A 19,723-nucleotide genomic window follows, 5' to 3' on the forward strand; every position below is an offset into this window, starting at 1 on the left:
CTTGGTGCAGCTCTGTCCGGAGGCCTCTCAGCCTCCAATGTTGCGCTGCACCCATAAAAACACAAGCGATTTACGCATAACATGGGTCCGAGGTTGCCCGACATGACCGTTACACAGTCCGGTTAACGGTTCACTTAAACGCGTATCGCGGGGCACGATCTCTAGGGCGCGTGCCGTCGCTTCCGAAACGCTATGGCCTGCCAAAATCGTTGAGTGGAACTGGCAGGCCTGCTAGGCGCTCTGCCATGGCGCAAACACACATTTCAACAGCCTCTGACGTGGCTGTCCCTGATCAGGCCGGCGCAGCATCGGCGGTGGTGGCCGACGATACCGCCCCTGCCAAGGGTAAGCGCGGCAATCCGCGCCAGATCGGCAATCTGGCGATGATCATGCGCTTTGCTTCGGCCTATCCCAGGCAGATTGCCTGCGCCATGCTGGCATTGACCGTCGCTGCGGGGGCGACTTTGGCCATCCCTGCCGGGTTTAAGATGGTTATCGACCGCGGCTTCGATGCCGGCGGCAGCACCGAGGATATCGGCCGCTGGTTTCGCTACCTGTTCATGATCACCGTTGTGCTGGGGCTTTCGACCGCGCTGCGCTTCTATTTCGTCTCCTGGCTGGGCGAGCGCGTCGTGGCCGATATCCGGCTTGCGGTGCAGCGCAACCTGCTGCGGCTGGCGCCCAGTTTCTTCGAGACTAACCGTCCTTCCGAAATCGCCTCGCGGATGACATCGGATACCGCGATCGTCGAGCAGGTGGTGGGCACCACCGTTTCGGTCGCGTTGCGCAATCTGGTGGTCGGCATCGGCGGGATTGCCTATCTGTTTTCGCTCGCTCCCAAGCTGACCGGCATGCTGCTGCTGGGCATCCCGGTGATCGTGCTCCCCATCGTCTTTATCGGCCGCAAGCTCGAAAAGGTCGCTCGATCGAGCCAGGATCGAGTCGCCAATGTCGGCGCCACGATCACCGAAGTGCTCGCGGCTATGAAGATCGTCCAGGCCTTCGGTCAGGAAGACCGCGAGGCGAACCGCTTCGGCGAGGCTGTCGAGACCACCTTCGCCACAGCGCGCCGCCGCATCACGCTGCGCGCCAGCCTGACCGCCGTTGTTATCACTCTGATCTTCGGCGCGATCACCATGATCATGTGGCAGGGCGCGGTCGACGTCATCGAAGGGCGTCTGTCGGGCGGCGACATCGCGGCATTCGTGCTCACCGGCGGCCTGGTCGCGGGTGCCTTCGGGGCGCTGACCGAAGTCTATGGCGACCTGCTGCGTGCAGGGGGGGCCGCCGGACGGCTCAACGAACTGCTCAACGAGCAGCCGGAGATCCGCGCGCCCGCCAACCCCATCGTTCTGCCGGTGCCGCCGCGTGGTCAGCTCAGCTTCCAGAACGTCAGCTTTGCCTATCCCACGCGGCCCGACACCTTGGCACTCAAGGATTTTTCGCTGCAGGTCTCCCCAGGGGAGACCGTGGCGATCGTCGGGCCGTCAGGTGCCGGCAAGTCCACATTGTTCCAGCTGGCGCAACGTTTCTACGATCCGCAAGCAGGGTCGGTCCGGATCGATGGCGTGGCGCTGCCCTCTGCCGACCCCGAAGCGATCCGCCAGCGCATGGCGTTCGTTCCGCAGGACAGCGTCCTGTTTGCCGCCAGCGCACGCGACAACCTGCGCTATGGCAACTGGACCGCCACCGACGAGCAGATCTGGGATGCGGCCCGCGCTGCCAATGCGGAAGAGTTTCTGCGCAAGCTGCCCGAGGGCCTCGACAGCTATATGGGCGAGGGCGGTGCACGGCTCTCGGGCGGGCAGCGTCAGCGGATTTCAATTGCCCGCGCGCTGCTGCGCAATGCGCCGATCCTGCTGCTCGATGAAGCGACGTCTGCGCTGGATGCCGAGAGCGAAAAACTGGTTCAGAACGCGCTCGAGCGGTTGATGCAGGGGCGCACGACTTTGGTCATCGCGCACCGGCTTGCGACGATCCGCTCGGCCGACCGCATTATCGTGATGAGCGATGGCGCCATCGTCGAGCAGGGCACGCATGACGAACTGTCGGCACGCAGCGGGCTGTATGCACGGCTGTCCAGCCTGCAATTCACCGAAGGGCCGCTGGCGGCGGAGTGATGGCGGTGCCATCGATGTCGCAAGCGCCTGATTCTCTGCCGGTTGTCTCGTGAGAATACGCCGCACGCTGGCGTTGACGTCGCTCTTGTTCTTTCTGGGCACCGGCGCGTTCGTCGCGGATTCTCCTGTACCGCCCAACACCAGCCAGCAGATCGCGCTCAAGCGCCCGGTCGATCTCCCGCCGCTGCCGCACCGTATGGGCGAGGGACCGCTCACCCTGGTGGATGGCTGGGAGCTGGAAAGCGACAACAGCGACTTTGGCGGCTTCTCGGCCTTGCATGCGATGGGCGGCGGCCGGCTGCTGGCGCTCAGCGATGCCGCGATCCTCGCGGGCTTTACCATGCGCGATGGCGCGATAGCCCATGACAGCTTCGTTGCGCCGCTGCCGGTGCGCAAGGGCGAACGCAGCACCAAGTACGACCAGGATTCGGAAAGCCTGGCACATGATCCTGTAACGGGGCGGTTCTGGGTCGGATTCGAGCAGCGGCACCGTATCCGACGCTATTCACCAGGATTTGCCCGGGCCGAGGCTACGGGGCGGCCTGCGGCGATGGCCGACTGGCCCAAGAATGGGGGCGCAGAAGCTATCCTGCGCCGCGCGGATGGCAGCTTTGTCGTTTTCGCCGAGTCCCATCGAGTGGAGCCGGGGGTGACGGCCGGCCTTATCTTTGCGGGCGACCCGGCCGAACCGGGTACGAAATCCCGGTCCTTCGCGTATCGTCCCCCGGAGGGCTATCGCATCACCGATATCACGGCGCTGCCCGACGGGCGGCTGCTGGCGCTGCACAGGCGCTTCAGTTTCGTCAGCGGGGTCAGCGCCAAGATCGGCGTCATCAAGGCGCAGGCGGTGTTTCCGGGGGCTATGGTGACGCCCAGGGTGATCGCCACCTTGGAGCCACCGCTCCCAGTCGACAACATGGAGGGGATTGCGGTCGAGCGCGAAGGCGGCAAGACAATTGTCTGGATCATTTCGGACGACAATTTTCTCATCGTCCAGCGCAGTTTGTTGCTGAAGTTCGAGTTCAGCGAGGTGCGCGCTTCGCCACGACCTTGATCTCGGTCCTGCCCTCGGGGAGATACAGGCGAGTAACCTGGATCGCAGTCCATGCCGGGAAAGGTGGCGCGAGATACTGCTTCTGCACCGCAGACATCGGACCGATCTGCTTATCGATGTCGGTGTGGTAGCTGGTGACGTCAACGACGTCTTCCCAGCTGGAACCTGCGCGGATCAGGATATCGCTGATCCTGCGATAGGCGCGATTGAACGCGGCCTCGTCGGCATCGGGGCCAACCACGATACCGGACAGGTAGATCGTGCCATCATGCAGGATAACCGCATCGCTGAAGCCGGCGCTCTCCTGGAAGGCGCGTTCTTCGGCGTTTTCGGAATACAGCACTTGCGCCGTCGTGCGCGACCCTGCCAGGGCAGGGTGCGACACGGTAGCGAGGCCCAGCGCGCTTGCGATCAGCAAGACGCGCTGGCGGGCCATGTCAGGCCGCTGCCTTGGCAAGCTCGCGCTTGATCTTGGCAGCGCGGGCCGAGAGTTTTTCTTCGCTGGTCTTGATCAACCAGTTGTCGAGGCCGCCGACATGTTCGACCGAGCGCAAGCCCGCGGTCGAAACGCGCAGCTTGAAGCTGCGGTCGAGCTTTTCGCTCATCAGCGTGACGTTCTGCAGGTTGGGCAGAAATACGCGCTTGGTCTTGTTGTTGGCGTGGGACACATTGTGGCCCACCATCCGGCCCTTGCCGGTCAGTTCGCAAATCCGCGACATGGTGTAAGAATCCTGATGAAACGTTGTGTTTATGAAGCAGCGGCGGTTAGCGGCAGAGCGTGCCCAAGTCAACCTTTGCCGAAGCGCGTAGGCGATCCTATGCGCGAATATTGCTGGCAGGGCAACAGCGATGGAGTTAGGGGCGCGCTGATGACACTGGATCATGCCCGCAAATTTGCTGCCCAGGCGCTTGACCTTGCCAGGCTGGCCGCCTCGCTTGGCGAGGTTCCGGTGGGCGCGATCGTGGTCCGACAGGGCAGGGTGATCGGGGAAGGGCACAACCAGCCGCGTGCACTGCACGATCCGACCGCTCATGCAGAGATCATGGCCATCCGCGCGGCTTGTGCCGCGTTGGGGGACGATCGGCTCACAGGATGCGAAATGTGGGTAACGCTGGAACCGTGTGCGATGTGCGCCGGCGCGATCGCTCACGCCCGGATCGCAAGACTGCATTATGCTGCGAGCGACCCCAAGGGTGGGGCGGTGGAGCACGGCCCCAGACTGTTCCAGCAGCCCACGGTGCTGCACAAGCCCGAGGTCTATGCAGGCGTAGGCGAGGCAGAAGCGGCAGGGCTGTTGAAGGATTTCTTCCTCACCCGCCGCTGAACCCGCATGGCAAGGGGGTCAGATCGCCGAAGGGTTGGCGATCAGCCGCAGCAGCGTGCCATCGGCATCGACCATGTAACCGATCCGCTCTCCCGAAGCTTCGGCCTTGGGACGATGCAGCCGCGGCCAGCCTTCGGTCGTTTCGGGAATGCCGGCGGCGACCGTCTGATCGATGAAGGCGTCGAGATCATCCAGCCGCAGGCAGCAGCTGAAACAGCTTGTCGCAGGGTCAAGCTCGGCATGCAGAAAGAATTCCAGCGTCAATCCGCCGCGCGCCAGAATCAGCCACCCCTCGTCCCGCCATTCCCGCTCGAAGCCCAGACCGGCGTAGAAGCTCTCGGTACGGTCGAAGCTGCGGGAAGGGAGATTGGGGGTGGCGTGATCCATCAATCAGTGAACGAACCTCGCCACCACGTCGCGATAGCTGCGCGAGACCTTCACCTGCGCGCCCGATTCGAGCACCAGGAAACACTCGCCGTTGGTGTGCGGCTTGACCTGGCGGACAAGCCCCAGATTGACGATGGTCGAGCGATGGACGCGCTGGAAGTTGCGCGGGTCTAGCCGCTTTTCCAGATCCTTCATCGTTTCGCGCAGGATCAGCGAATTGTCGCCGGTGTAGATGCACATATAGTCGCCTGCCGCATCGATCCGCTCAATGGTGTCGACATCGACGCGGAAAATCTGGCCGCGATCCTTGATGTTGATGAGCTTTTCGTAGCGGTTCGACCCTGCGGCCTCGTCGTCCTCGCCAAAGTCGAGCGCCTCGACCGCGTCGGGCGCGACTTCGTTGAGCACGTTCATCAGCTTGTCGGCCTCTTCGCGGCCCTTCTTGTCGCGGATGCGCTCCCGGATGCGGTCTATCGCATCGGCGAGCCGGACATCATCGACGGGCTTGAGCAGATAGTCGACAGCCTGGGCTTCGAATGCCTTCACGGCATGCTCGGAATACGCCGTGCAGAACACCACCAGAGGTGGTTCGATGTCCATGATGCCCTTGACCACCGAAAAGCCGTCAAAGCCTGGCATCTGAATGTCGAGGAACACCAGATCCGGCTTCAGCGTCTTGATCTTGCGGATCGCCTCGCGCCCGTTCAGGCAGGTGTCGATGATTTCGATGTCGTCAAACTTTTCCAGCCGAAGCTGCATGCCCTGAATGGCGAGTTTTTCATCGTCGATCAGGATGGTGCGGATGGTCATGCCTGTAATTGCCTTTGTTCGCGTGTTTCAAACGGAATTTCGATAATCACGCTATAGCCGCCCCCGGGTGATGATCGCGTCTCAAACCGGTGATTGTTGTCATAAGCCTGGGACAGCCTGTCCCTGATATTCGCCAGCCCGACCCCGGTTGACGCATTGGCCGTAGTGCCTTGCTTCTTCAATCCGGGCCCTGTGTCGGTTACGGTGATACGCAGCAGAGGTCCGATGAGTTGCGCTGAAATCGTGATGTCGGCACCGTCCTCTTTCGGCGTCACGGCATATTTTATGGCGTTCTCGACCAGCGGCTGCAAGAGCAGAGACGGAAGAAGCGCAAAGGCAGCATTGGGTTCGATGTCAAAATGCGCGCGCAAACGCTCTTCGAAGCGCATCTTCTCGATGTCGAGATAGAGCTTCAGTGTCTCCACCTCCTGCGCCAGCGTCACCCGCGCGGTCGGCTCGTTTGCCAGCGTATAGCGCAGGAACGACGACAGCCGCGAGAGCATCGCATTGGCAGGCTCGGTCTGCTTGAGCAGCACCAGCGTCGAGATGCTGTTGAGCGTGTTGAACAGGAAATGCGGGTTGAGCTGGTAGCGCAGCATGGCCAACTGGGCGCTGGTCGCCTGATTCTCCAGCCGCAGCATCTGGTCCTGCTGCTCCTCGATCCGCAGGAAGAAGTTGATCGCGTAATACAACGCCGACCAGGCACCCAGCAGCGTAAGGTCGAGATAGAACGCGCCCAGCAGGATGGCGGTAAAGTTGCTCACGCTGCCAGGACGATACAGTGTCGCCACCCACGCATCGACAAAGGCGAACAGCGCCGAGCCGGTCAGCAGCACGATCAGCGTGATCCCCCAGGTAACCAGAGGCTTGCGATCGATCAGCGTCTGGTAGATCACCCCCATCACCAACGAGATCGAATAGCCGGTGATCGTCGCGATGATGATCGGCACCAGGAATGAGATCGGCTGGCCGTTGGCGAGCCCCGAAATGCCGCGCAGCGCCAGGGCTCCTGCCCAACCCAAGGTCTGCAGGTTCCAGAAAGCCCGATTCTTGTTGGCAAAGAACGGTGTCGGCTTGAAGGGCAGCATCGCCATAGGGAACACGGCTTAGCCGGATTTGTGCCATCACCCCAGAAAATTTTGGCCCACTAATTTTTGCATCGCCGGCGGTGCTGGGCTAGGCTTGGCACAACGAGAACGAGAGGATCCGCGCGCATGAGCGACACCACCGACACCCTGGCACCCGAGGACCGGGCCAAGTTCACCGCCATGACGAATGGTACCCAGGAAGACTGGGCGATCATCGCGGGCCAGTATCGCGACTTTGCCGGGGGCCTTGCCGACCGTGTTCTCAAGCATCTGCGGCTCCTCGACGGCGATTTCGGCGGCTTTCCGATCGACCGGATGCAGCACAGCCTGCAGACCGCGACGCGCGCGCATCGCGATGGCCGCGACGAGCCCTATGTCGTGATGGCGCTGCTCCACGATATCGGCGACACATTGGGCAGCTACAACCACCCAGACGTCGCCGCAGCGATCATCAAGCCGTTCGTATCGGAGGAAATCCACTGGATCTGCGCCAACCATGGCGCGTTCCAGGGCTATTATTATTTCCACTACATCGGCGGTGACCGCAACGTCCGCGAGAACTTCCGTGGTTCCCCGTATTTCGAGGCCTGCGCGGAATTCTGCGAAAAGTACGATCAGGCAGCGTTCGATCCGGATTATGCCAGCGAACCGCTCGAATTCTTCGAGCCGATGCTGCGCCGGGTTATGGCCCGGCCGATCAACTCGATGTACGCCAAGGCGGTCGAGGCGGCCTGAGACCTTATGCGCTGGTTGGGATTGGCACCGGGTCTCGTGTTTTTGGCAGCTTGTGGACCGCCGTTAGATGAAGCTCAGGTCGGAGCGTCCAGCAGCGAGGTGACCACGACCAACCCCGTCGTGTATTTCGAGATTCCGGTAAGCGACATGCAAAGGGCCGTGCGCTTCTATGAGGCCGTGTTTGGGTACGAATTGAGGCGGGGTACGGTCGACGGCTATGCGATGGCGTTCTTTCCACGAGCCGACGGCAGCCGCGGCGCGAGCGGGGCGCTGGCGCAGGGGAATGTATACAAGCCCGCCAAGGCAGGGCCTGTGCTATATTTCGATGTTGCGGATATCGATGCCGTGCTAGCGCGCGCTGAAGCGCAGGGAGCCGCGATCCTTTACCCCAAGAAAGACATCGGCGAAGCCGGCTTTGTAGCCGAGATCGAAGATAGCGAGGGTAACAGGATCGCGCTGAGCGCGGCGAAAGACTAGTCTGGCAGTCGCGCACCGGTACAATCGTGAGATCATTATTTCGTCTGCCGCTTCACCGCCCGACGTGGGTGAGGCCGAAGCGGGGTTGGGGTGTCGCCGTCTGCGACCGACCGACACCCCCGTGTCATCCCTTCGGAATCCCGCAGGCACTCAACGCGCAGCGTTGTCAGCGTACAGTCCGTCGACGGCCTTGCTGACCAGAATGTTCACCGCGACCCGGCGGTTCTGCGCCTTGCCTTCTTCGGTCATGTTGTCGGCGACAGGGTCAGCCTCTGCCATGCCCGCGGGGGTCAGCATGCGATAGGGCTTCCACTTGCACTGCTGCTGCAGATAGTTGATCACGCTGGCAGCGCGCTTCTCGCTGAGTGCCTGGTTGTACTCCTGCTCGCCATCGGCATCGGTATAGCCCACGACCAGCATCAGTGCATTGTCCATCTGCTCTGCGGAGCCCGCAGCGGCGCACAGCTGCGCCTTGGCATCTTCGCTCAACTGCGCCTTGGCGGTGTCGAAATAGACATTGGTCGTCGCCTTGACGTTATACTGGTCGATATCGCCCATGCGCCCGCGCAGTGCCTCTGTCGCGGCCGACTGCTCGGCGAACTGCTGCGAGGTTCCGGTACGGATCATCGATGCGGTCTTGAAATCGGTATTCTTGAAGGTGATCTGGCTCGCCAGCAGGGCATCGCCCGATTGCAGCGTCTTGATCGTCAACGGCAATCCGTTGAGCAGCGCGCCGTCATCCAGCGTGGTGCGGCTCGCCCCGAACAGTCCGCCGGTCGCGCGCACCCGGGTCTGGTCATTGATCTGGAGAATGGTGCGAGCGCCGTCTTCGGTCTGGACCTGGATGCGGTCGCCCTGACGCGCGGTGAGCACGCCCTTGATCTCAGGACCTTCGGTCATGGTGGCAGGATCGGGGAGCTGTTCACCCTGTGCCATGACATCGGCCTGCAGGGGCGGGGACTCTTGCGCAACGATGGCGGTAGACGCCGAGAGGGCCATCGCGACGACAGCCATACGGATGCCCGAGGGCTTGGCATGAAAATGCATTGAGGTGTTCCTTGAGGAATAAATTCGTCCCTGTCCCCCGGAGATGGTCTGGCAGGCGATTCTGTTCCCGGAGCGACTCGGAAATCACGGCGAAACGTAGCGTTCCATGCGGTGAGGCGAGGAACGCCAAGCCACCAAAAGGAAATTGCCCGCTATTTGAGCGGCACCACTGGCGCGGCCAGCAGCGGCGGATACCAGCCGCGCGGATCCCTGGCTGCAGCCACCAGCTTTGCCATTTCCGCCTCGAAGAGACCGACCCGCTTTTTCCAGCGGTAATGCGTTGGCGCCGAGAATATGCCCTTGCCGCGCTGCTTGCCATAGCGCGTCCAGAACCGGACAGCGCCGCCCGGATCGTACCCGGCATTTGCCATCAGCCAGATTGACAGCCGATCAGCCTCGATCTCGGTGGCGAGTGTCAGGCGTGCACTGCGCCCGATTTGCTGGAGCAGGCCGCGCTGGACACCTGCCTCGTTGAGCCGCTTGCGATGCTCGAGCAGATTGTGCGCCATCTCGTGCGCCAGGATCGCGGCCAGTTCGTCGTCGTCGACCATGAAATCGAGCATGGGGACGGTGATGCCGACGATATCGCCATCCGCCGAGGCCCCGTAGTCGCCGCTGGGGCGAAGCTCGAAGCGGCTGCGGCAGGCTGGCGTGCCGGTCAGGGTGAAATCGATTGTCTGGCCATCGCGCAGCACAGTTAGCGTGACTGGCCCGGCGCTTAGTTCCGAGCGCAGCTTCGCGTCTGCCCAAGCGACCGGACGATAGGCCTCGGGCTGGTCGATGGCCTCAAGCTCGGCCGGGGCAGCGCCAAAGGGCGCGCCGTTCAGCGCGACCACTGCATCATCGGCGCGAACTCCCGCCCGGGCGGCTGGCCCATCGCCGACCAGCGCCAGCACCGCGTAATCCCGCGCAAAACCGAACGAGGATTTGGCGGCCGCGGCATCGGGGTACTGGCCGATATGGTGCAGCGTCAGCCCACCGGCGTTTTCGGTCGACCGGCAGAACGGGGCATTGGCGGTGGCAAGGCGGTAGCCGACCGAGAGCACCCGGACATCCGACGCGCGCAGGTCGTTAAAGGCCGCGCTTTGCCCGGCTGCGGGATTTGCAGCGGCTGGCAGAACCGAGCCGATGGCGGCCATGCCCAGCGCGAGCGTCAGCGCCCATCGCTGGTAGATCCGCATGCGGCTCAGCCCGCAGCCGTTTTTGCGGCGCGAGCCTCGTCAATGGCAGCTTTCAGCTCGTCATAACCGACCGCGCCGTTGAGCACCTTGTTGCCCACCACCCAGCTCGGTGTGCCGCTGAACTCGAGCTGCTGCGCGATCCGGATGTTGCCGTCGATAACCTCATCCGCCTGTTTCGTGGCGACGAAGCTGCGCGCCGCAGCCATGTCCAGGCCTGCAGTCTTCGCCGCCTGCTCGATGGTCGCCTGGCTGGGGCGACCTGCGTTGAACATCGCCTTGTAGAATGCGAAATACTTGTTCTGCCTCGCCGCGGCCATGCCCCAGGCAGCGGCTATGCGGCTTTCATCCGAGAGGATGGGCAATTCGTGGAAGACGACCTTGAGGCCCTTGTCCTCGCTCACCAGCCGGGTCACGTCGCTGACGCTCTGGCGGCAGAACCCGCAGGCGAAATCGGAATACTCAACCAGCACGACATCGCCTTCGGGGTTGCCCGCATAGGAAGCAGCAAACGGCGTCTCCACTTCGGTCCTCACCGAAGCGATGCGCTTGGAAGCCTGCTTGCCTTGCAGCCGTTGCATCGCCTCGGGGATAATCTCCGGGTTTTCCAGGATATAGGCGCGGACGATCGCCTCGATCGCGGCCTTGTCCTTGGTGTCGAATCCGGCTGCTGCTGCCGCGGCATTGGCATCGGTTCCAGCTTCCCCGGTAGCCGGCGCGGTGAGCCCGCCGCTCTGCCACATGAAGGTGCCGATTCCGGCTGCGATGGTGAGAAGTGCGGCAACAGCCATGAACAGCCAGTTCCTTGATTTGGGCTCGCCTGAGGAGGGGGTGGGTGATGTCATGGCGGGCCTTCGGTTGATGGTAATAAGGGAAGTGGCTCGACGCTTAACGGCGTCGCGACTGGCGTTCAACCGCGTCGCGGGCCAGAATGGCGATATCCTGTGCGCGGATGAAGTCTGTGCTGCCCTGCGGCAGTCCGATCATCGCTTCTTCTGCGCTGCGCAGCGCAAGCTCGGCGTTGCCCTGCAGCACATAGCGTTCCGCGCTGGCAAGGGCTGCACGCGGTCGGTCGCCGCGGCTTTCATAGACGACACCCAGTTGATACCAGGCAAACGGGTTGCCCGCGTCGCGGGCCAGCGATGCGCGGAGCACGCGCTCAGCCTCGGGCAGGTTGTCAGGGTCTTCGGTGGCGATCAGCGCATGACCGTAAACCCCTGCGATCAAGGACTGGGCATTGGTGTTGGCCACCGCCTTTTGCAGCGGCGCGAGCGCTTCATTGGGTCTGCCCGATTCGAGCAGGATCTGGCCGTAGATTTCGAGGAAATAGGGGTCGTCGGGTGCTTCAGCGAGCAGCGAGCGGACCTCTGCCAGCGCCTTGTCGGGATAGGCGCTCTTGTGCCAGGCATAGGCGCGGGCATAGCGCCCCGCCACGCTCTGATCGGTTTCAGGATAATCGCGCAGCGTTTCGGGCGGATCGGCGACATAGCCGACCAGCTTGGCTTTCACCCGCTGAAAACGGGCTTCCAGTTCGGGATCGACGGGCGTGTTATAGGCAGGGTCGTTCTCGTAGATTTCCTGCAGCAGCGTGATGCGTTCGCCCGATAGCGGGTGCGACCGGTTGTAGCTGTCTTCCTGCGGGATCGCGAGGCGGAACTCGAGATTTTGCAGACGCTTGAAGAAATTGATCGAGCCCCTGCCAGTCAGCCCGGCCTGCGAAAGATATTTCGCCCCGGCAACGTCCGCTCCCGCTTCCTCGCCACGGGTGTGGGCCAGGAACTTCCCGAGCGCTGCCTGCTGGCCGGCGCCCATGATCCCCAAGCCAGCTTCACCGGCACCGGCAGCCATCGCCGCGATCCCCAGCAGCAGCGACAGGATGGTGATCTTGCTCGCCTTGGACGCGCTTTCCGAGCGCGTGATCGAGTGGCCCAGAGCGATATGCCCGAGTTCGTGCGCGATCACGCCCTGGACCTCGTTCACGCTGCCCGCCGCCTCGACCAATCCGCTGTGAATGTATACATCCTGCGTTCCGGCGACAAAGGCGTTGATGCTTCGGTCGTTGATGACCACGACGTTGACATTCGATGGCAGCAGTCCGGCGGCGATGATCAGGTCGCGCGACATGTCGGCGAGCAGCGCTTCCGTTTCCGCGTCGCGCAGGATCGATTGCGCCGAAACAGGCTGTACCGCAAACATCAGCAAGGCGCAGACGGCCAGCATCCGGGCCGCGAACTGCCTGACGGTCTTGTTCCAGCCTGCTGTGTCCGTGTTCATTGCCACCCGTGTTTTCTAGCCCGAACGTCGTGTCCTGTCATGCCGCCCCATGATCGCACGGCGATGAATGGCGTATGAAATCCGCCGAAGAGATCGACAGCCTAGCGCGGCGAGGCGGCATTGGACAGCCTTGCCCGCCACAATCCGACAAAGCGTGGGGTGGTCCGGTCAGGCGAAGCTGAGCTGTTCGAGGAACGCACTGCTGGCGCGGCGCAACTGGCTTGCCTGCTCCTGCAAGCGGGCAGTTATCGTCCGCATATCGGCGGCCATCTGCCGGACCTGCTCGGCATGGCTGCTGACGTTGCGTGCGGTTTCCTCCATGCTGCGGGCATCGCTCGCAACCTGGCTGACATGGTCATTGATGTCGCAGGTGGCCTTGCCCTGGTCGGCGATGACGGACGCGATGTGAACCGCACCGGCATTTACCACGTCGATCTGGTCGGCGATCGAGTTGATCGTTGTTTCCGCCAAGGTCATCTGGGTCCGGATGCCATCGACCGTGTGGCCCACCGAGTTGATCGCGCCGCGGGTCTGGCCGGCCAACTGCTTGACTTCATGGGCGACCACCGCAAAGCCGCGCCCGGCTTCCCCGGCGCGCGAAGCCTCGATGGTGGCATTGAGCGCCAGCAGATTGGTGTGCGATGCGATCTCTTCGATCAAGTTGGCGATCTGGGACGCCTTGGCGGCTTCCTCTGCCAGCGCGCCGATCGCTTCGCTGCCTTCGCGGGACGATGCCCGCGCAAGGGTTGCGGCGCGGTGCTGCTCGTCGATCTGGTGCGCAATGGTGCTGGCCGAAGTGCTGAGCTGGCTTGCCGCAAAGGCGACATTTTGCACGGACCGCCCGACATTGTTGGCCCGGCTCGTCACCATCGCGGCACTCGCGCCGGTTTCCTCGCCGATTGCACCCAGTGCGTCGGAGCAGTCGGCCAGCCGGGACAGCGCATCGCTCAATTTCTCGACCGTCTGCACCACTGATTGTTCAAATGCCCCTGCGAGGCTGGCCATGCCCGCCCGCCATTCGGCGGCATGGCGGTTGCCCTGTTCGGACAGCATCTTGTGCGCCTTGAGATCAAGCTCGGCCTGGCCCTTGAGCTGCTCCTGTTCGAGCGCGAACTGCTGCTCGCGGGCTTCTGCTAGCTCGCGAGACTGGATGATGGCGTGCGCGAAAAAGTTCCAGATCAGGATGTTGGTCCGCCACAAGGCGAACAGATAGACCAGCAGGAGAAGGTAGAGCGAGGCCGGCACCCTGGTGTCGGTCAGCTCTATGGCAAAGACGAGCCCAATCCCCGATCCGACCAGCCAGATCAGGTTGGTGGTGGGCAGGGTAAACGAGCCCATCGCCCCTACGGCGATGTGCGCAATGGCGACCAGCAGGCCCAGGACGCGGATGCTCTGGCTGGGAGACATCAGCATGCCCATCGTGATCGCCGACCAGCCGACCGCGGCGAAGATGATAACAGCGCGCAACCACAGGTTCAGCGCAACCAGCGCTGGATCGAGATCATGGTCGTCCGCGCGCAGGCGTAACGCCCGTAGATGAATCAGACAGAATGCCGAGACCGCAAGCACGATCATGATCGATCCGGCAAGCACCCAGCCCGAGCCCGTGCTCCCCCAGCTGAACCAGCTCACCACCGGGCCGGTGATCACCACCGCCGGAACCAGGGCAACCGAGCCCTTGCTGGCGTGCAGGAACTGCGCCAGCCGAAAGGCCCGCCCTGCGTCGGAATCGGCCGTGAGGTCGGTTCTGACGATGCCCGGTGCAATGCGCGCGTGCACGGATATATCCAGCCACAACTGGCGTGACATTCGGGCGTCTCCTTTAGCTTGTCGGTCCGCGCTATCACCAACAAGGTTAAGAAGAATTTACCAAACCGTATACAATTTTTGCGCTACAGAACGTATTTGCTCAGGTCGGTGTTTTTGGCGATTCCGCTGAGCTGCGCCTGCACATATGCCGCATCGATCTTGATCGTCTCGCCGCGATGATCCTCGGCACCGAAACTGATTTCCTCGAGCAGCTTTTCCATCACGGTCTGCAAGCGCCGCGCGCCGATATTCTCGACCGATTCGTTGACCGACGCGGCGATCCGAGCGACCTCGCGCAGCGCATCCTCGGTAAAGTCCAGTGTCAGATCCTCGGTGCCCAGCAGAGCGGTATATTGCTCGGCGAGATTGGCCTTTGTCTGGGTGAGGATGTGGTAGAAATCCTCTTCGGTCAGCGCCTTGAGCTCTACTCGGATCGGCAGGCGGCCTTGCAGTTCGGGCAGCATATCGCTGGGTTTGGCGATGTGGAACGCGCCCGACGCGATGAACAGCACGTGGTCGGTCTTCATCGGGCCGTACTTCGTGGCCACCGTGGTGCCTTCGATCAGCGGCAGCAGGTCGCGCTGAACGCCTTCGCGGCTCACCGATCCGCCACGCACGTCCGACACCGCGATCTTGTCGATCTCGTCGAGGAACACGATGCCATTGGCTTCGGCGTCGGCCAGCGCAACCCGGGCGACATCATCCTGGTCCATCCGCTTTTCGGCTTCTTCCTCGATCAGTTTGTCCCACGCATCGGCGAGCCGCATCTTGCGCGGCTTTGTGCGCTTCTGGCCGAACGCCTTGCCCATCATGTCGGACAGGTTGATCATGCCGACCTGGCCGCCCATTCCGGGGATTTCCATCGGCATATTGGGAGTGGCATCGACCTCGATCTCGACCTCGGTGTCGTTCATGTGGTTGTCGGTGATCCGCTGGCGGAAGCTCTGCCGGGTCGCCTCGCTCGCATTGTCGCCGACAAGCGCGTTGAGCAGCCGCTCCATCGCCGCTTCGGAGGCCGCTTCGCGAACGTTCTCGCGCCGGCGTTCCTTTTCCAGTCGCACCGCGTCCTCTACCAGGTCACGCGCGATCTGATCGACATCGCGCCCGACATAGCCGACTTCGGTGAACTTGGTGGCCTCGATCTTGATGAACGGCGCATCGGCGAGTTTGGCCAGCCGCCGCGAAATCTCGGTCTTGCCGCAGCCCGTGGGGCCGATCATCAGGATGTTCTTGGGCGTAACCTCGTCGCGCAGGTCGGCCGGCAGCCGCTGGCGCCGCCAGCGATTGCGCAGTGCCACGGCAACCGCGCGCTTGGCGTCCTGCTGGCCGATAATGTGCGCATCCAGTGCGGCAACGATGGACTTGGGGGTAAGCATGTCTGTCATTCAGGGTCTTCTATGCAAGGAACGTGTTGGATTACAAATTGGGGAGTGCCCGCATCGGCTTCAAGCGCAGCGCCACCCCGCCATCAGGCGGCGATGCGATTCGACGATGTCGGCAATGTCCTGCGGCTGGGGTTCGGCGGTGTATTCGCCTCGCTCGAACGTCCCGCCCAGCAGGATGCCGTCGGAGCGCGGAAACATGTAGCCGGCGCTGAGCGCGTAGGCGTAGTCGACCTCGGGCTGCGGAATCAGTACGGCGAGCTGCCCGCGCACCGGGACGAGTTCGGTGTCACCGAACAGCGCGGCCGCGCCCAGGCCGGTACAGTTGAAAACCAGCCGCTCGGGGAGCGCGGCGACATCGTATGGCGATTGGAACCGGCGCACCTCGATCCTTCCGCCTGCGATGCGGATATCGCGCAGCAGCCGCTCCATGAACCGCCCGGTCTCGACATACATCGTTTCGTAGCGGACGACATTGTCGAGCGGGAAGGGGTGTTGGTCCGCAGCGAGCCGCGCCCGGCCGGGGAACATCAGGTCGGGTGGAATTGCGCCTGTCCTGCGGGTCTGGTCGTAGGTTGGAAGCCAGCGGACACCGTAATCCTCACCGACCATGATCTGAAAACGGCGCCGGCTGTAGTCTGCAGCCGCGGCTGCCTGGTCGCGCCATTGCGGCGTCACCATGGCGTCGTCGAAATGCCCCGCCGGATAAATCTGCCCGCCGGCGATGTTCGATGTTGTGCCCGGCGGCAGCGTGTCTGTGTAGATCGTGACGGGATACCCAGCCTCCTGCACCAGCCGCGCCGTAGTCAGCCCCATGATCCCCGACCCGATCACCGCGACGGGGCCCGAATGCCCGGGCAGGCCGAGCGCTGTCGCCAGCCGCGAGCTTCCCCAGCTGAGCGAGATGCCGCCGCCGCCATGGCCGTAATTGTGTACAAGCAGGGCGTCGCCGAAGGCCTCGGCGCGGACGACGAAACCTGATGGCCGGTAAGGGCGAAGCCCCGCGACGGTGCGGATGACGCGCGAGGGATCGACATTGACTCGCGCCAGGCAGCTTGCTGTCGCCGACGAGCTGCCGACCGATGCCAGCCTTGGCGGCGAGCCCGATGGCATCGTGGTGCAGCCGCTCAGCGCCAGCGCAGCTCCGCCGGAGACCAGCGCACGTCGATCCAGCTGCAAATCCATCGCCGCGACCATAATGGGTCAGTCGGTGCTGTCGAGGGTTTCGATCGTCAGCTGGTCGTTGGTGTAGACGCACACATCGGCGGCGATCTTCATCGCCTTGCGGGCGATGGTTTCGGCTTCGCCTTCGTATTCCAGCAGCGCGCGGGCAGCGGCGAGCGCGAAGTTGCCGCCCGACCCGATCGCGGCAACGCCGTCCACCGGCTCGAGCACATCGCCATTGCCGGTGAGGATCAGCGTCACATCCTTGTCAGCAACGATCATCATCGCTTCGAGATTGCGCAGATACTTGTCGGTCCGCCAGTCCTTGGCCAGTTCGACAGCCGCGCGCATCAGCTGCCCGGAATGCCGCTCGAGCTTGCCCTCGAGCCGCTCGAACAGGGTAAAGGCGTCGGCGGTGGCCCCGGCAAATCCCCCGATCACCGATCCGTCGCCCAGCCGCCGCACCTTGCGCGCATTGGGCTTCATGATCGTCTGACCCATCGACACCTGACCGTCGCCCGCGATCACGGCCTTGCCGTTCTTGCGAATGCCGATGATGGTTGTGCCATGCCATGTCGGCATGCTGCTGTCTTGTCTGCTCATGTCGCGCGATATGGTGGAGCCGGACAATCGCTGCAAGCCCTACATGATGCGCCGGACTTCATCGCCGCTATACAGCCGGATATCGGCGCCGATCCGTTCGACCTGTGCCAGCCCAGCCCCGAAAGCCGCCATGTGCGGCGACTTGGAATGCGCCGCCAGCGCCTCTTCGTCGGTCCAGCGTTCGGCGATGCGCAGGATATCGGGATCGTTCATATCGCGCGCAAAGCTGTAGTGCAGGCAGCCGTCTTCCTTGTGGGTCGCTTCGACCATGATGCGGGCGGCCTCAGCGAACTTGTCGATTTCGCCAGGTGCAAAGTGGAGCCAGCCTTCGATGATCAGCATGTCATGTCTCTTTCGTCCGTGGCAGGGTGCCGGGTGTTTCGGATGGGGTACGCCCCCGCTGATCGCGGCGCAAGCGGCCGCGCATGAGAAGGCGACTACAGCGCTGGGCGGTCAAGGGCGCTGTGGATCGCAGGCACAAAAAAGGCGGCTCGAAGGCCGCCTTTTCCGTTATCTCTTGCGCCTGAAGAATCAGGGGCTGTTGGGTTCATCATCATCAGCGATGATGATGATGCCGCCGATGACGGCAGCAGCAGCGACGACACCGATAATGATGCCGGTGCTGCCTTCAGCTTCGCTGTCTTCCGAGGTATCGGCCGAAACGCGAGCAGCGCTCTGAGCGAGAACCGGAGCACCGACCATTGCGGTCAGGGCAATTGCAGCCAACGCAGTCTTGAAAGTTTTCATGGTAATTCCTTGAGAGGCGTTCAGGATTCGTATTCTTCATAACGTGGAATGCATTATATTGCAACTGCGAAATGATCGGCGGACGTCCATTCGGATCCGACCTCACCATCGAGCGGACGACCCATCAAATCAGCGGATATCCGGGTACATGTCCTTGAGGCGGTGGCGCATTCCGAAGGTCCAGGCGAGCCCGACCTTGAGATAGATATAGTTCGCCTTGAGCGGGCCCCAGGCCGCGATCCGGCGGTCCGATGTGATCACCGGCTTGCGGGTCATCTTGAGCTTGCCGATTCGTGCAAAGCCGATGCACAGATCGGCTTCCTCCATGATCGTGGCATCCGCTGGTATGCCGCCGATGCGCAGATAATCGGCGCGGCGAAAGAACATCGCATGGTCGCCGAACAGCAGGCGGACCCCGCGCACGAACAGGTGCGGGTGGGTGACCAGCGGGTAATAGGTTTTCCACCAGTTGTGCGCGGTTGTGAACCAGCGTGTCCTCTCGCCGCGGATGATGGGAAGAAACGTTGCCAAGGCCAGCCCTGGGTCGGTCATCACCGATCGGACATGCGCAATCGCGTCGGATGGCAACAGACTGTCTGCGTGCAGGATGCACACCAGATCGCTTCTGGCCTGGTCCACGCCGAAATTGATCTGCGGGCCGCGCCCGCGCTGCGGCGACACCAGCACCCGCCACCCTGCTGCCTGGGCAAGCGCGACGGTTTCGTCTTCGCTCCCGCCATCGACCAGCAGGATTTCGTCGGGCTGGGGGGCCATGGCTGCGACATTCGCTATGGTCGCGGGCAGCGCCCTGGCCTCGTTGAGCGCGGGGATCATCAGCGTGACGGTGTTCATGCCAACGCCGCAAGGTTCGGCCACCGCGCCAGATCGGCGGGCGTGTCGCAGTCGGACAGCACCGGGAGCGTTGCGACCGTCAGTCCGAGTGCCGCGCACCGCCGCAGTGTCTCGGGCAGGACGCCAGATGTGCTCCACGGCATGTCGGTGAGCAACTCTGGCCGCGCCCTCGTCATGCCGATCAGATAATAGCCGCCATCTTCCGCAGGGCCGATGACGATATCGTGCGATGCGAGGGCCACCACCGCGGCGCGGACGTGCTCGACCGTCAGCTCGGGCGTATCGGCGCCGAAGAAGATGTGCGGTGAGGTGCGACCGGCGTCGATCAGTCGCTCGCTCAGGCCGCCCTCGACCTGTGCGGCAAAGGCGGGCTCGGCTCCAAGCCAGTCGCGAAACGCGTGCTCGTCGGCCCCGGCGAAGCGGATTTCGACGGGCGCTCCGGATGACAGCAGCGTTGCTACCGTACGCTCGGTGAGGTGACGATGGACCTGCGCGGCGCCTCGCGGCCCCAATGCCGGGATCAGCCGGGTCTTGGCATAGCCTGGCACCGGAAACTTTGCGAAGAGCACGAGGGTCGGCGGCATGGGCATGGCCAAAAGCCATAACGCGCCGGGAATGGGAAACAAGCCTTGCATCGCGGCGTTCGGTTCATATGGTGCGCGGCCCGGTCC

Annotated in this window: 22 protein-coding genes; 5 read left to right on the top strand and 17 right to left on the bottom strand. The window is 63.1% G+C overall.

Going from position 1 to position 19,723, the window contains the following annotated elements:
- Positions 1-317: 317 nt before the first annotated feature.
- Both QUV11_RS00975 and QUV11_RS00980 read left to right on the top strand, forming a co-directional pair.
- Positions 318-2,120, top strand: coding sequence for an ABC transporter transmembrane domain-containing protein (locus QUV11_RS00975; RefSeq protein WP_300880056.1), 1,803 nt, complete (start codon positions 318-320; stop codon positions 2,118-2,120).
- Positions 2,121-2,193: 73 nt separating this feature from the next.
- Positions 2,194-3,174, top strand: coding sequence for an esterase-like activity of phytase family protein (locus QUV11_RS00980; protein ID WP_300880019.1), 981 nt, complete (start codon positions 2,194-2,196; stop codon positions 3,172-3,174).
- Here the strand turns inward: QUV11_RS00980 and QUV11_RS00985 are convergent.
- Together QUV11_RS00985 and rpmB are read right to left on the bottom strand one after the other, a co-directional pair.
- Positions 3,143-3,610 (bottom strand): Rid family hydrolase, encoded by a 468-nt coding sequence (locus QUV11_RS00985; protein WP_300880020.1) that lies wholly within the window; start codon positions 3,608-3,610, stop codon positions 3,143-3,145. The two genes, QUV11_RS00980 and QUV11_RS00985, sit on opposite strands and share 32 nt — an antisense overlap.
- Before the next feature lies 1 nt (position 3,611).
- Positions 3,612-3,893 (bottom strand): 50S ribosomal protein L28, encoded by a 282-nt coding sequence (rpmB, locus tag QUV11_RS00990; RefSeq protein ID WP_300880021.1) that lies wholly within the window; start codon positions 3,891-3,893, stop codon positions 3,612-3,614.
- A 150-nt stretch (positions 3,894-4,043) separates the two neighbouring features.
- Between rpmB and QUV11_RS00995 the strand changes: the two genes are divergently transcribed.
- The gene (locus QUV11_RS00995) at positions 4,044-4,499 is read left to right on the top strand and encodes a nucleoside deaminase (protein ID WP_300880022.1); all 456 of its coding nucleotides are present in this window, start codon (positions 4,044-4,046) and stop codon (positions 4,497-4,499) included.
- Between the two features lie 18 nt (positions 4,500-4,517).
- On the opposite strand, the gene QUV11_RS01000 is transcribed toward QUV11_RS00995, so the two are convergent.
- From QUV11_RS01000 to QUV11_RS01010, 3 genes are read right to left on the bottom strand one after another with little or no spacing between them, the layout of a single operon-like run.
- On the bottom strand, positions 4,518-4,889 hold the full coding sequence (locus QUV11_RS01000) for a bleomycin resistance protein (protein ID WP_300880023.1): 372 nt from the start codon (positions 4,887-4,889) through the stop codon (positions 4,518-4,520).
- Entirely contained in the window at positions 4,890-5,696 is an 807-nt protein-coding gene (locus tag QUV11_RS01005; protein WP_300880024.1) for a LytTR family DNA-binding domain-containing protein, read from the bottom strand.
- Positions 5,693-6,790, bottom strand: a complete 1,098-nt coding sequence (locus QUV11_RS01010; protein ID WP_300880025.1) for a sensor histidine kinase — start codon at positions 6,788-6,790, stop codon at positions 5,693-5,695. Before QUV11_RS01010 ends, QUV11_RS01005 begins: the two co-directional genes overlap by 4 nt.
- Before the next feature lie 120 nt (positions 6,791-6,910).
- On the opposite strand from QUV11_RS01010, the gene QUV11_RS01015 reads away from it, so the two are divergent.
- Positions 6,911-7,519, top strand: a complete 609-nt coding sequence (locus tag QUV11_RS01015) for an HD domain-containing protein (RefSeq protein WP_300880026.1) — start codon at positions 6,911-6,913, stop codon at positions 7,517-7,519.
- A 99-nt stretch (positions 7,520-7,618) separates the two neighbouring features.
- A complete protein-coding gene (locus QUV11_RS01020) occupies positions 7,619-7,996 on the top strand; it encodes a VOC family protein (protein WP_300880027.1) in 378 nt (125 codons plus the stop codon).
- 150 nt (positions 7,997-8,146) lie between these two features.
- Here the strand turns inward: QUV11_RS01020 and QUV11_RS01025 are convergent, their stop codons facing one another.
- The 12 genes from QUV11_RS01025 to QUV11_RS01080 all read right to left on the bottom strand — a co-directional run bounded on the left by QUV11_RS01025 (position 8,147) and on the right by QUV11_RS01080 (position 19,636).
- A complete protein-coding gene (locus QUV11_RS01025; RefSeq protein WP_300880028.1) occupies positions 8,147-9,043 on the bottom strand; it encodes an OmpA family protein in 897 nt (298 codons plus the stop codon).
- Between the two features lie 152 nt (positions 9,044-9,195).
- On the bottom strand, positions 9,196-10,224 hold the full coding sequence (locus QUV11_RS01030; protein ID WP_300880029.1) for a M48 family metallopeptidase: 1,029 nt from the start codon (positions 10,222-10,224) through the stop codon (positions 9,196-9,198).
- A gap of 5 nt (positions 10,225-10,229) precedes the next feature.
- Positions 10,230-11,012: a DsbA family protein gene (locus QUV11_RS01035; RefSeq protein WP_300880030.1), complete on the bottom strand. Its 783-nt coding sequence runs from the start codon at positions 11,010-11,012 to the stop codon at positions 10,230-10,232.
- Positions 11,013-11,109: 97 nt separating this feature from the next.
- Positions 11,110-12,441 (bottom strand): M48 family metalloprotease, encoded by a 1,332-nt coding sequence (locus QUV11_RS01040; RefSeq protein WP_300880057.1) that lies wholly within the window; start codon positions 12,439-12,441, stop codon positions 11,110-11,112.
- A 222-nt stretch (positions 12,442-12,663) separates the two neighbouring features.
- Positions 12,664-14,304 carry a methyl-accepting chemotaxis protein gene (locus QUV11_RS01045; protein ID WP_300880031.1) on the bottom strand — a complete coding sequence of 547 codons (1,641 nt, stop codon included), beginning with the start codon at positions 14,302-14,304 and terminating at the stop codon, positions 12,664-12,666.
- Positions 14,305-14,387: 83 nt separating this feature from the next.
- The gene (gene hslU, locus QUV11_RS01050) at positions 14,388-15,689 is read right to left on the bottom strand and encodes an ATP-dependent protease ATPase subunit HslU (protein WP_300880032.1); all 1,302 of its coding nucleotides are present in this window, start codon (positions 15,687-15,689) and stop codon (positions 14,388-14,390) included.
- Between the two features lie 60 nt (positions 15,690-15,749).
- A complete protein-coding gene (locus tag QUV11_RS01055; RefSeq protein WP_300880033.1) occupies positions 15,750-16,871 on the bottom strand; it encodes an FAD-dependent oxidoreductase in 1,122 nt (373 codons plus the stop codon).
- Between the two features lie 18 nt (positions 16,872-16,889).
- Positions 16,890-17,432, bottom strand: coding sequence for an ATP-dependent protease subunit HslV (hslV, locus tag QUV11_RS01060; protein WP_300880034.1), 543 nt, complete (start codon positions 17,430-17,432; stop codon positions 16,890-16,892).
- A 60-nt stretch (positions 17,433-17,492) separates the two neighbouring features.
- Positions 17,493-17,795 (bottom strand): putative quinol monooxygenase, encoded by a 303-nt coding sequence (locus QUV11_RS01065; RefSeq protein ID WP_300880035.1) that lies wholly within the window; start codon positions 17,793-17,795, stop codon positions 17,493-17,495.
- Between the two features lie 189 nt (positions 17,796-17,984).
- Positions 17,985-18,200 (bottom strand): hypothetical protein, encoded by a 216-nt coding sequence (locus QUV11_RS01070; RefSeq protein WP_300880036.1) that lies wholly within the window; start codon positions 18,198-18,200, stop codon positions 17,985-17,987.
- 129 nt (positions 18,201-18,329) lie between these two features.
- The gene (locus QUV11_RS01075; RefSeq protein ID WP_300880037.1) at positions 18,330-19,052 is read right to left on the bottom strand and encodes a glycosyltransferase; all 723 of its coding nucleotides are present in this window, start codon (positions 19,050-19,052) and stop codon (positions 18,330-18,332) included.
- Positions 19,049-19,636: a TIGR04282 family arsenosugar biosynthesis glycosyltransferase gene (locus QUV11_RS01080; protein ID WP_300880038.1), complete on the bottom strand. Its 588-nt coding sequence runs from the start codon at positions 19,634-19,636 to the stop codon at positions 19,049-19,051. The genes QUV11_RS01075 and QUV11_RS01080 overlap by 4 nt, the downstream gene beginning before the upstream one ends.
- Positions 19,637-19,723 lie beyond the last annotated feature (87 nt).

Origin of the sequence: Blastomonas sp. (genome assembly GCF_030373265.1) — a bacterium.
Classification (GTDB): Bacteria; Pseudomonadota; Alphaproteobacteria; order Sphingomonadales; family Sphingomonadaceae; genus Blastomonas.

Excerpts from the sequence above, each read along its gene's own strand:
- QUV11_RS00985 (WP_300880020.1), bottom strand. The coding sequence starts at position 3,610 with ATGGCCCGCCAGCGCGTCTTGCTGATCGCAAGCGCGCTGGGCCTCGCT.
- rpmB (WP_300880021.1), bottom strand. The coding sequence starts at position 3,893 with ATGTCGCGGATTTGCGAACTGACCGGCAAGGGCCGGATGGTGGGCCAC.
- QUV11_RS00995 (WP_300880022.1), top strand. The coding sequence starts at position 4,044 with ATGACACTGGATCATGCCCGCAAATTTGCTGCCCAGGCGCTTGACCTT.
- QUV11_RS01005 (WP_300880024.1), bottom strand. The coding sequence starts at position 5,696 with ATGACCATCCGCACCATCCTGATCGACGATGAAAAACTCGCCATTCAG.
- QUV11_RS01010 (WP_300880025.1), bottom strand. The coding sequence starts at position 6,790 with ATGGCGATGCTGCCCTTCAAGCCGACACCGTTCTTTGCCAACAAGAAT.
- QUV11_RS01015 (WP_300880026.1), top strand. The coding sequence starts at position 6,911 with ATGAGCGACACCACCGACACCCTGGCACCCGAGGACCGGGCCAAGTTC.
- QUV11_RS01025 (WP_300880028.1), bottom strand. The coding sequence starts at position 9,043 with ATGCATTTTCATGCCAAGCCCTCGGGCATCCGTATGGCTGTCGTCGCG.
- QUV11_RS01030 (WP_300880029.1), bottom strand. The coding sequence starts at position 10,224 with ATGCGGATCTACCAGCGATGGGCGCTGACGCTCGCGCTGGGCATGGCC.
- QUV11_RS01035 (WP_300880030.1), bottom strand. The coding sequence starts at position 11,012 with ATGGCTGTTGCCGCACTTCTCACCATCGCAGCCGGAATCGGCACCTTC.
- QUV11_RS01040 (WP_300880057.1), bottom strand. The coding sequence starts at position 12,441 with ATGCTGGCCGTCTGCGCCTTGCTGATGTTTGCGGTACAGCCTGTTTCG.
- QUV11_RS01045 (WP_300880031.1), bottom strand. The coding sequence starts at position 14,304 with ATGTCACGCCAGTTGTGGCTGGATATATCCGTGCACGCGCGCATTGCA.
- hslU (WP_300880032.1), bottom strand. The coding sequence starts at position 15,689 with ATGACAGACATGCTTACCCCCAAGTCCATCGTTGCCGCACTGGATGCG.
- QUV11_RS01055 (WP_300880033.1), bottom strand. The coding sequence starts at position 16,871 with ATGGATTTGCAGCTGGATCGACGTGCGCTGGTCTCCGGCGGAGCTGCG.
- hslV (WP_300880034.1), bottom strand. The coding sequence starts at position 17,432 with ATGCCGACATGGCATGGCACAACCATCATCGGCATTCGCAAGAACGGC.
- QUV11_RS01065 (WP_300880035.1), bottom strand. The coding sequence starts at position 17,795 with ATGCTGATCATCGAAGGCTGGCTCCACTTTGCACCTGGCGAAATCGAC.
- QUV11_RS01070 (WP_300880036.1), bottom strand. The coding sequence starts at position 18,200 with ATGAAAACTTTCAAGACTGCGTTGGCTGCAATTGCCCTGACCGCAATG.
- QUV11_RS01075 (WP_300880037.1), bottom strand. The coding sequence starts at position 19,052 with ATGAACACCGTCACGCTGATGATCCCCGCGCTCAACGAGGCCAGGGCG.
- QUV11_RS01080 (WP_300880038.1), bottom strand. The coding sequence starts at position 19,636 with ATGCCGCCGACCCTCGTGCTCTTCGCAAAGTTTCCGGTGCCAGGCTAT.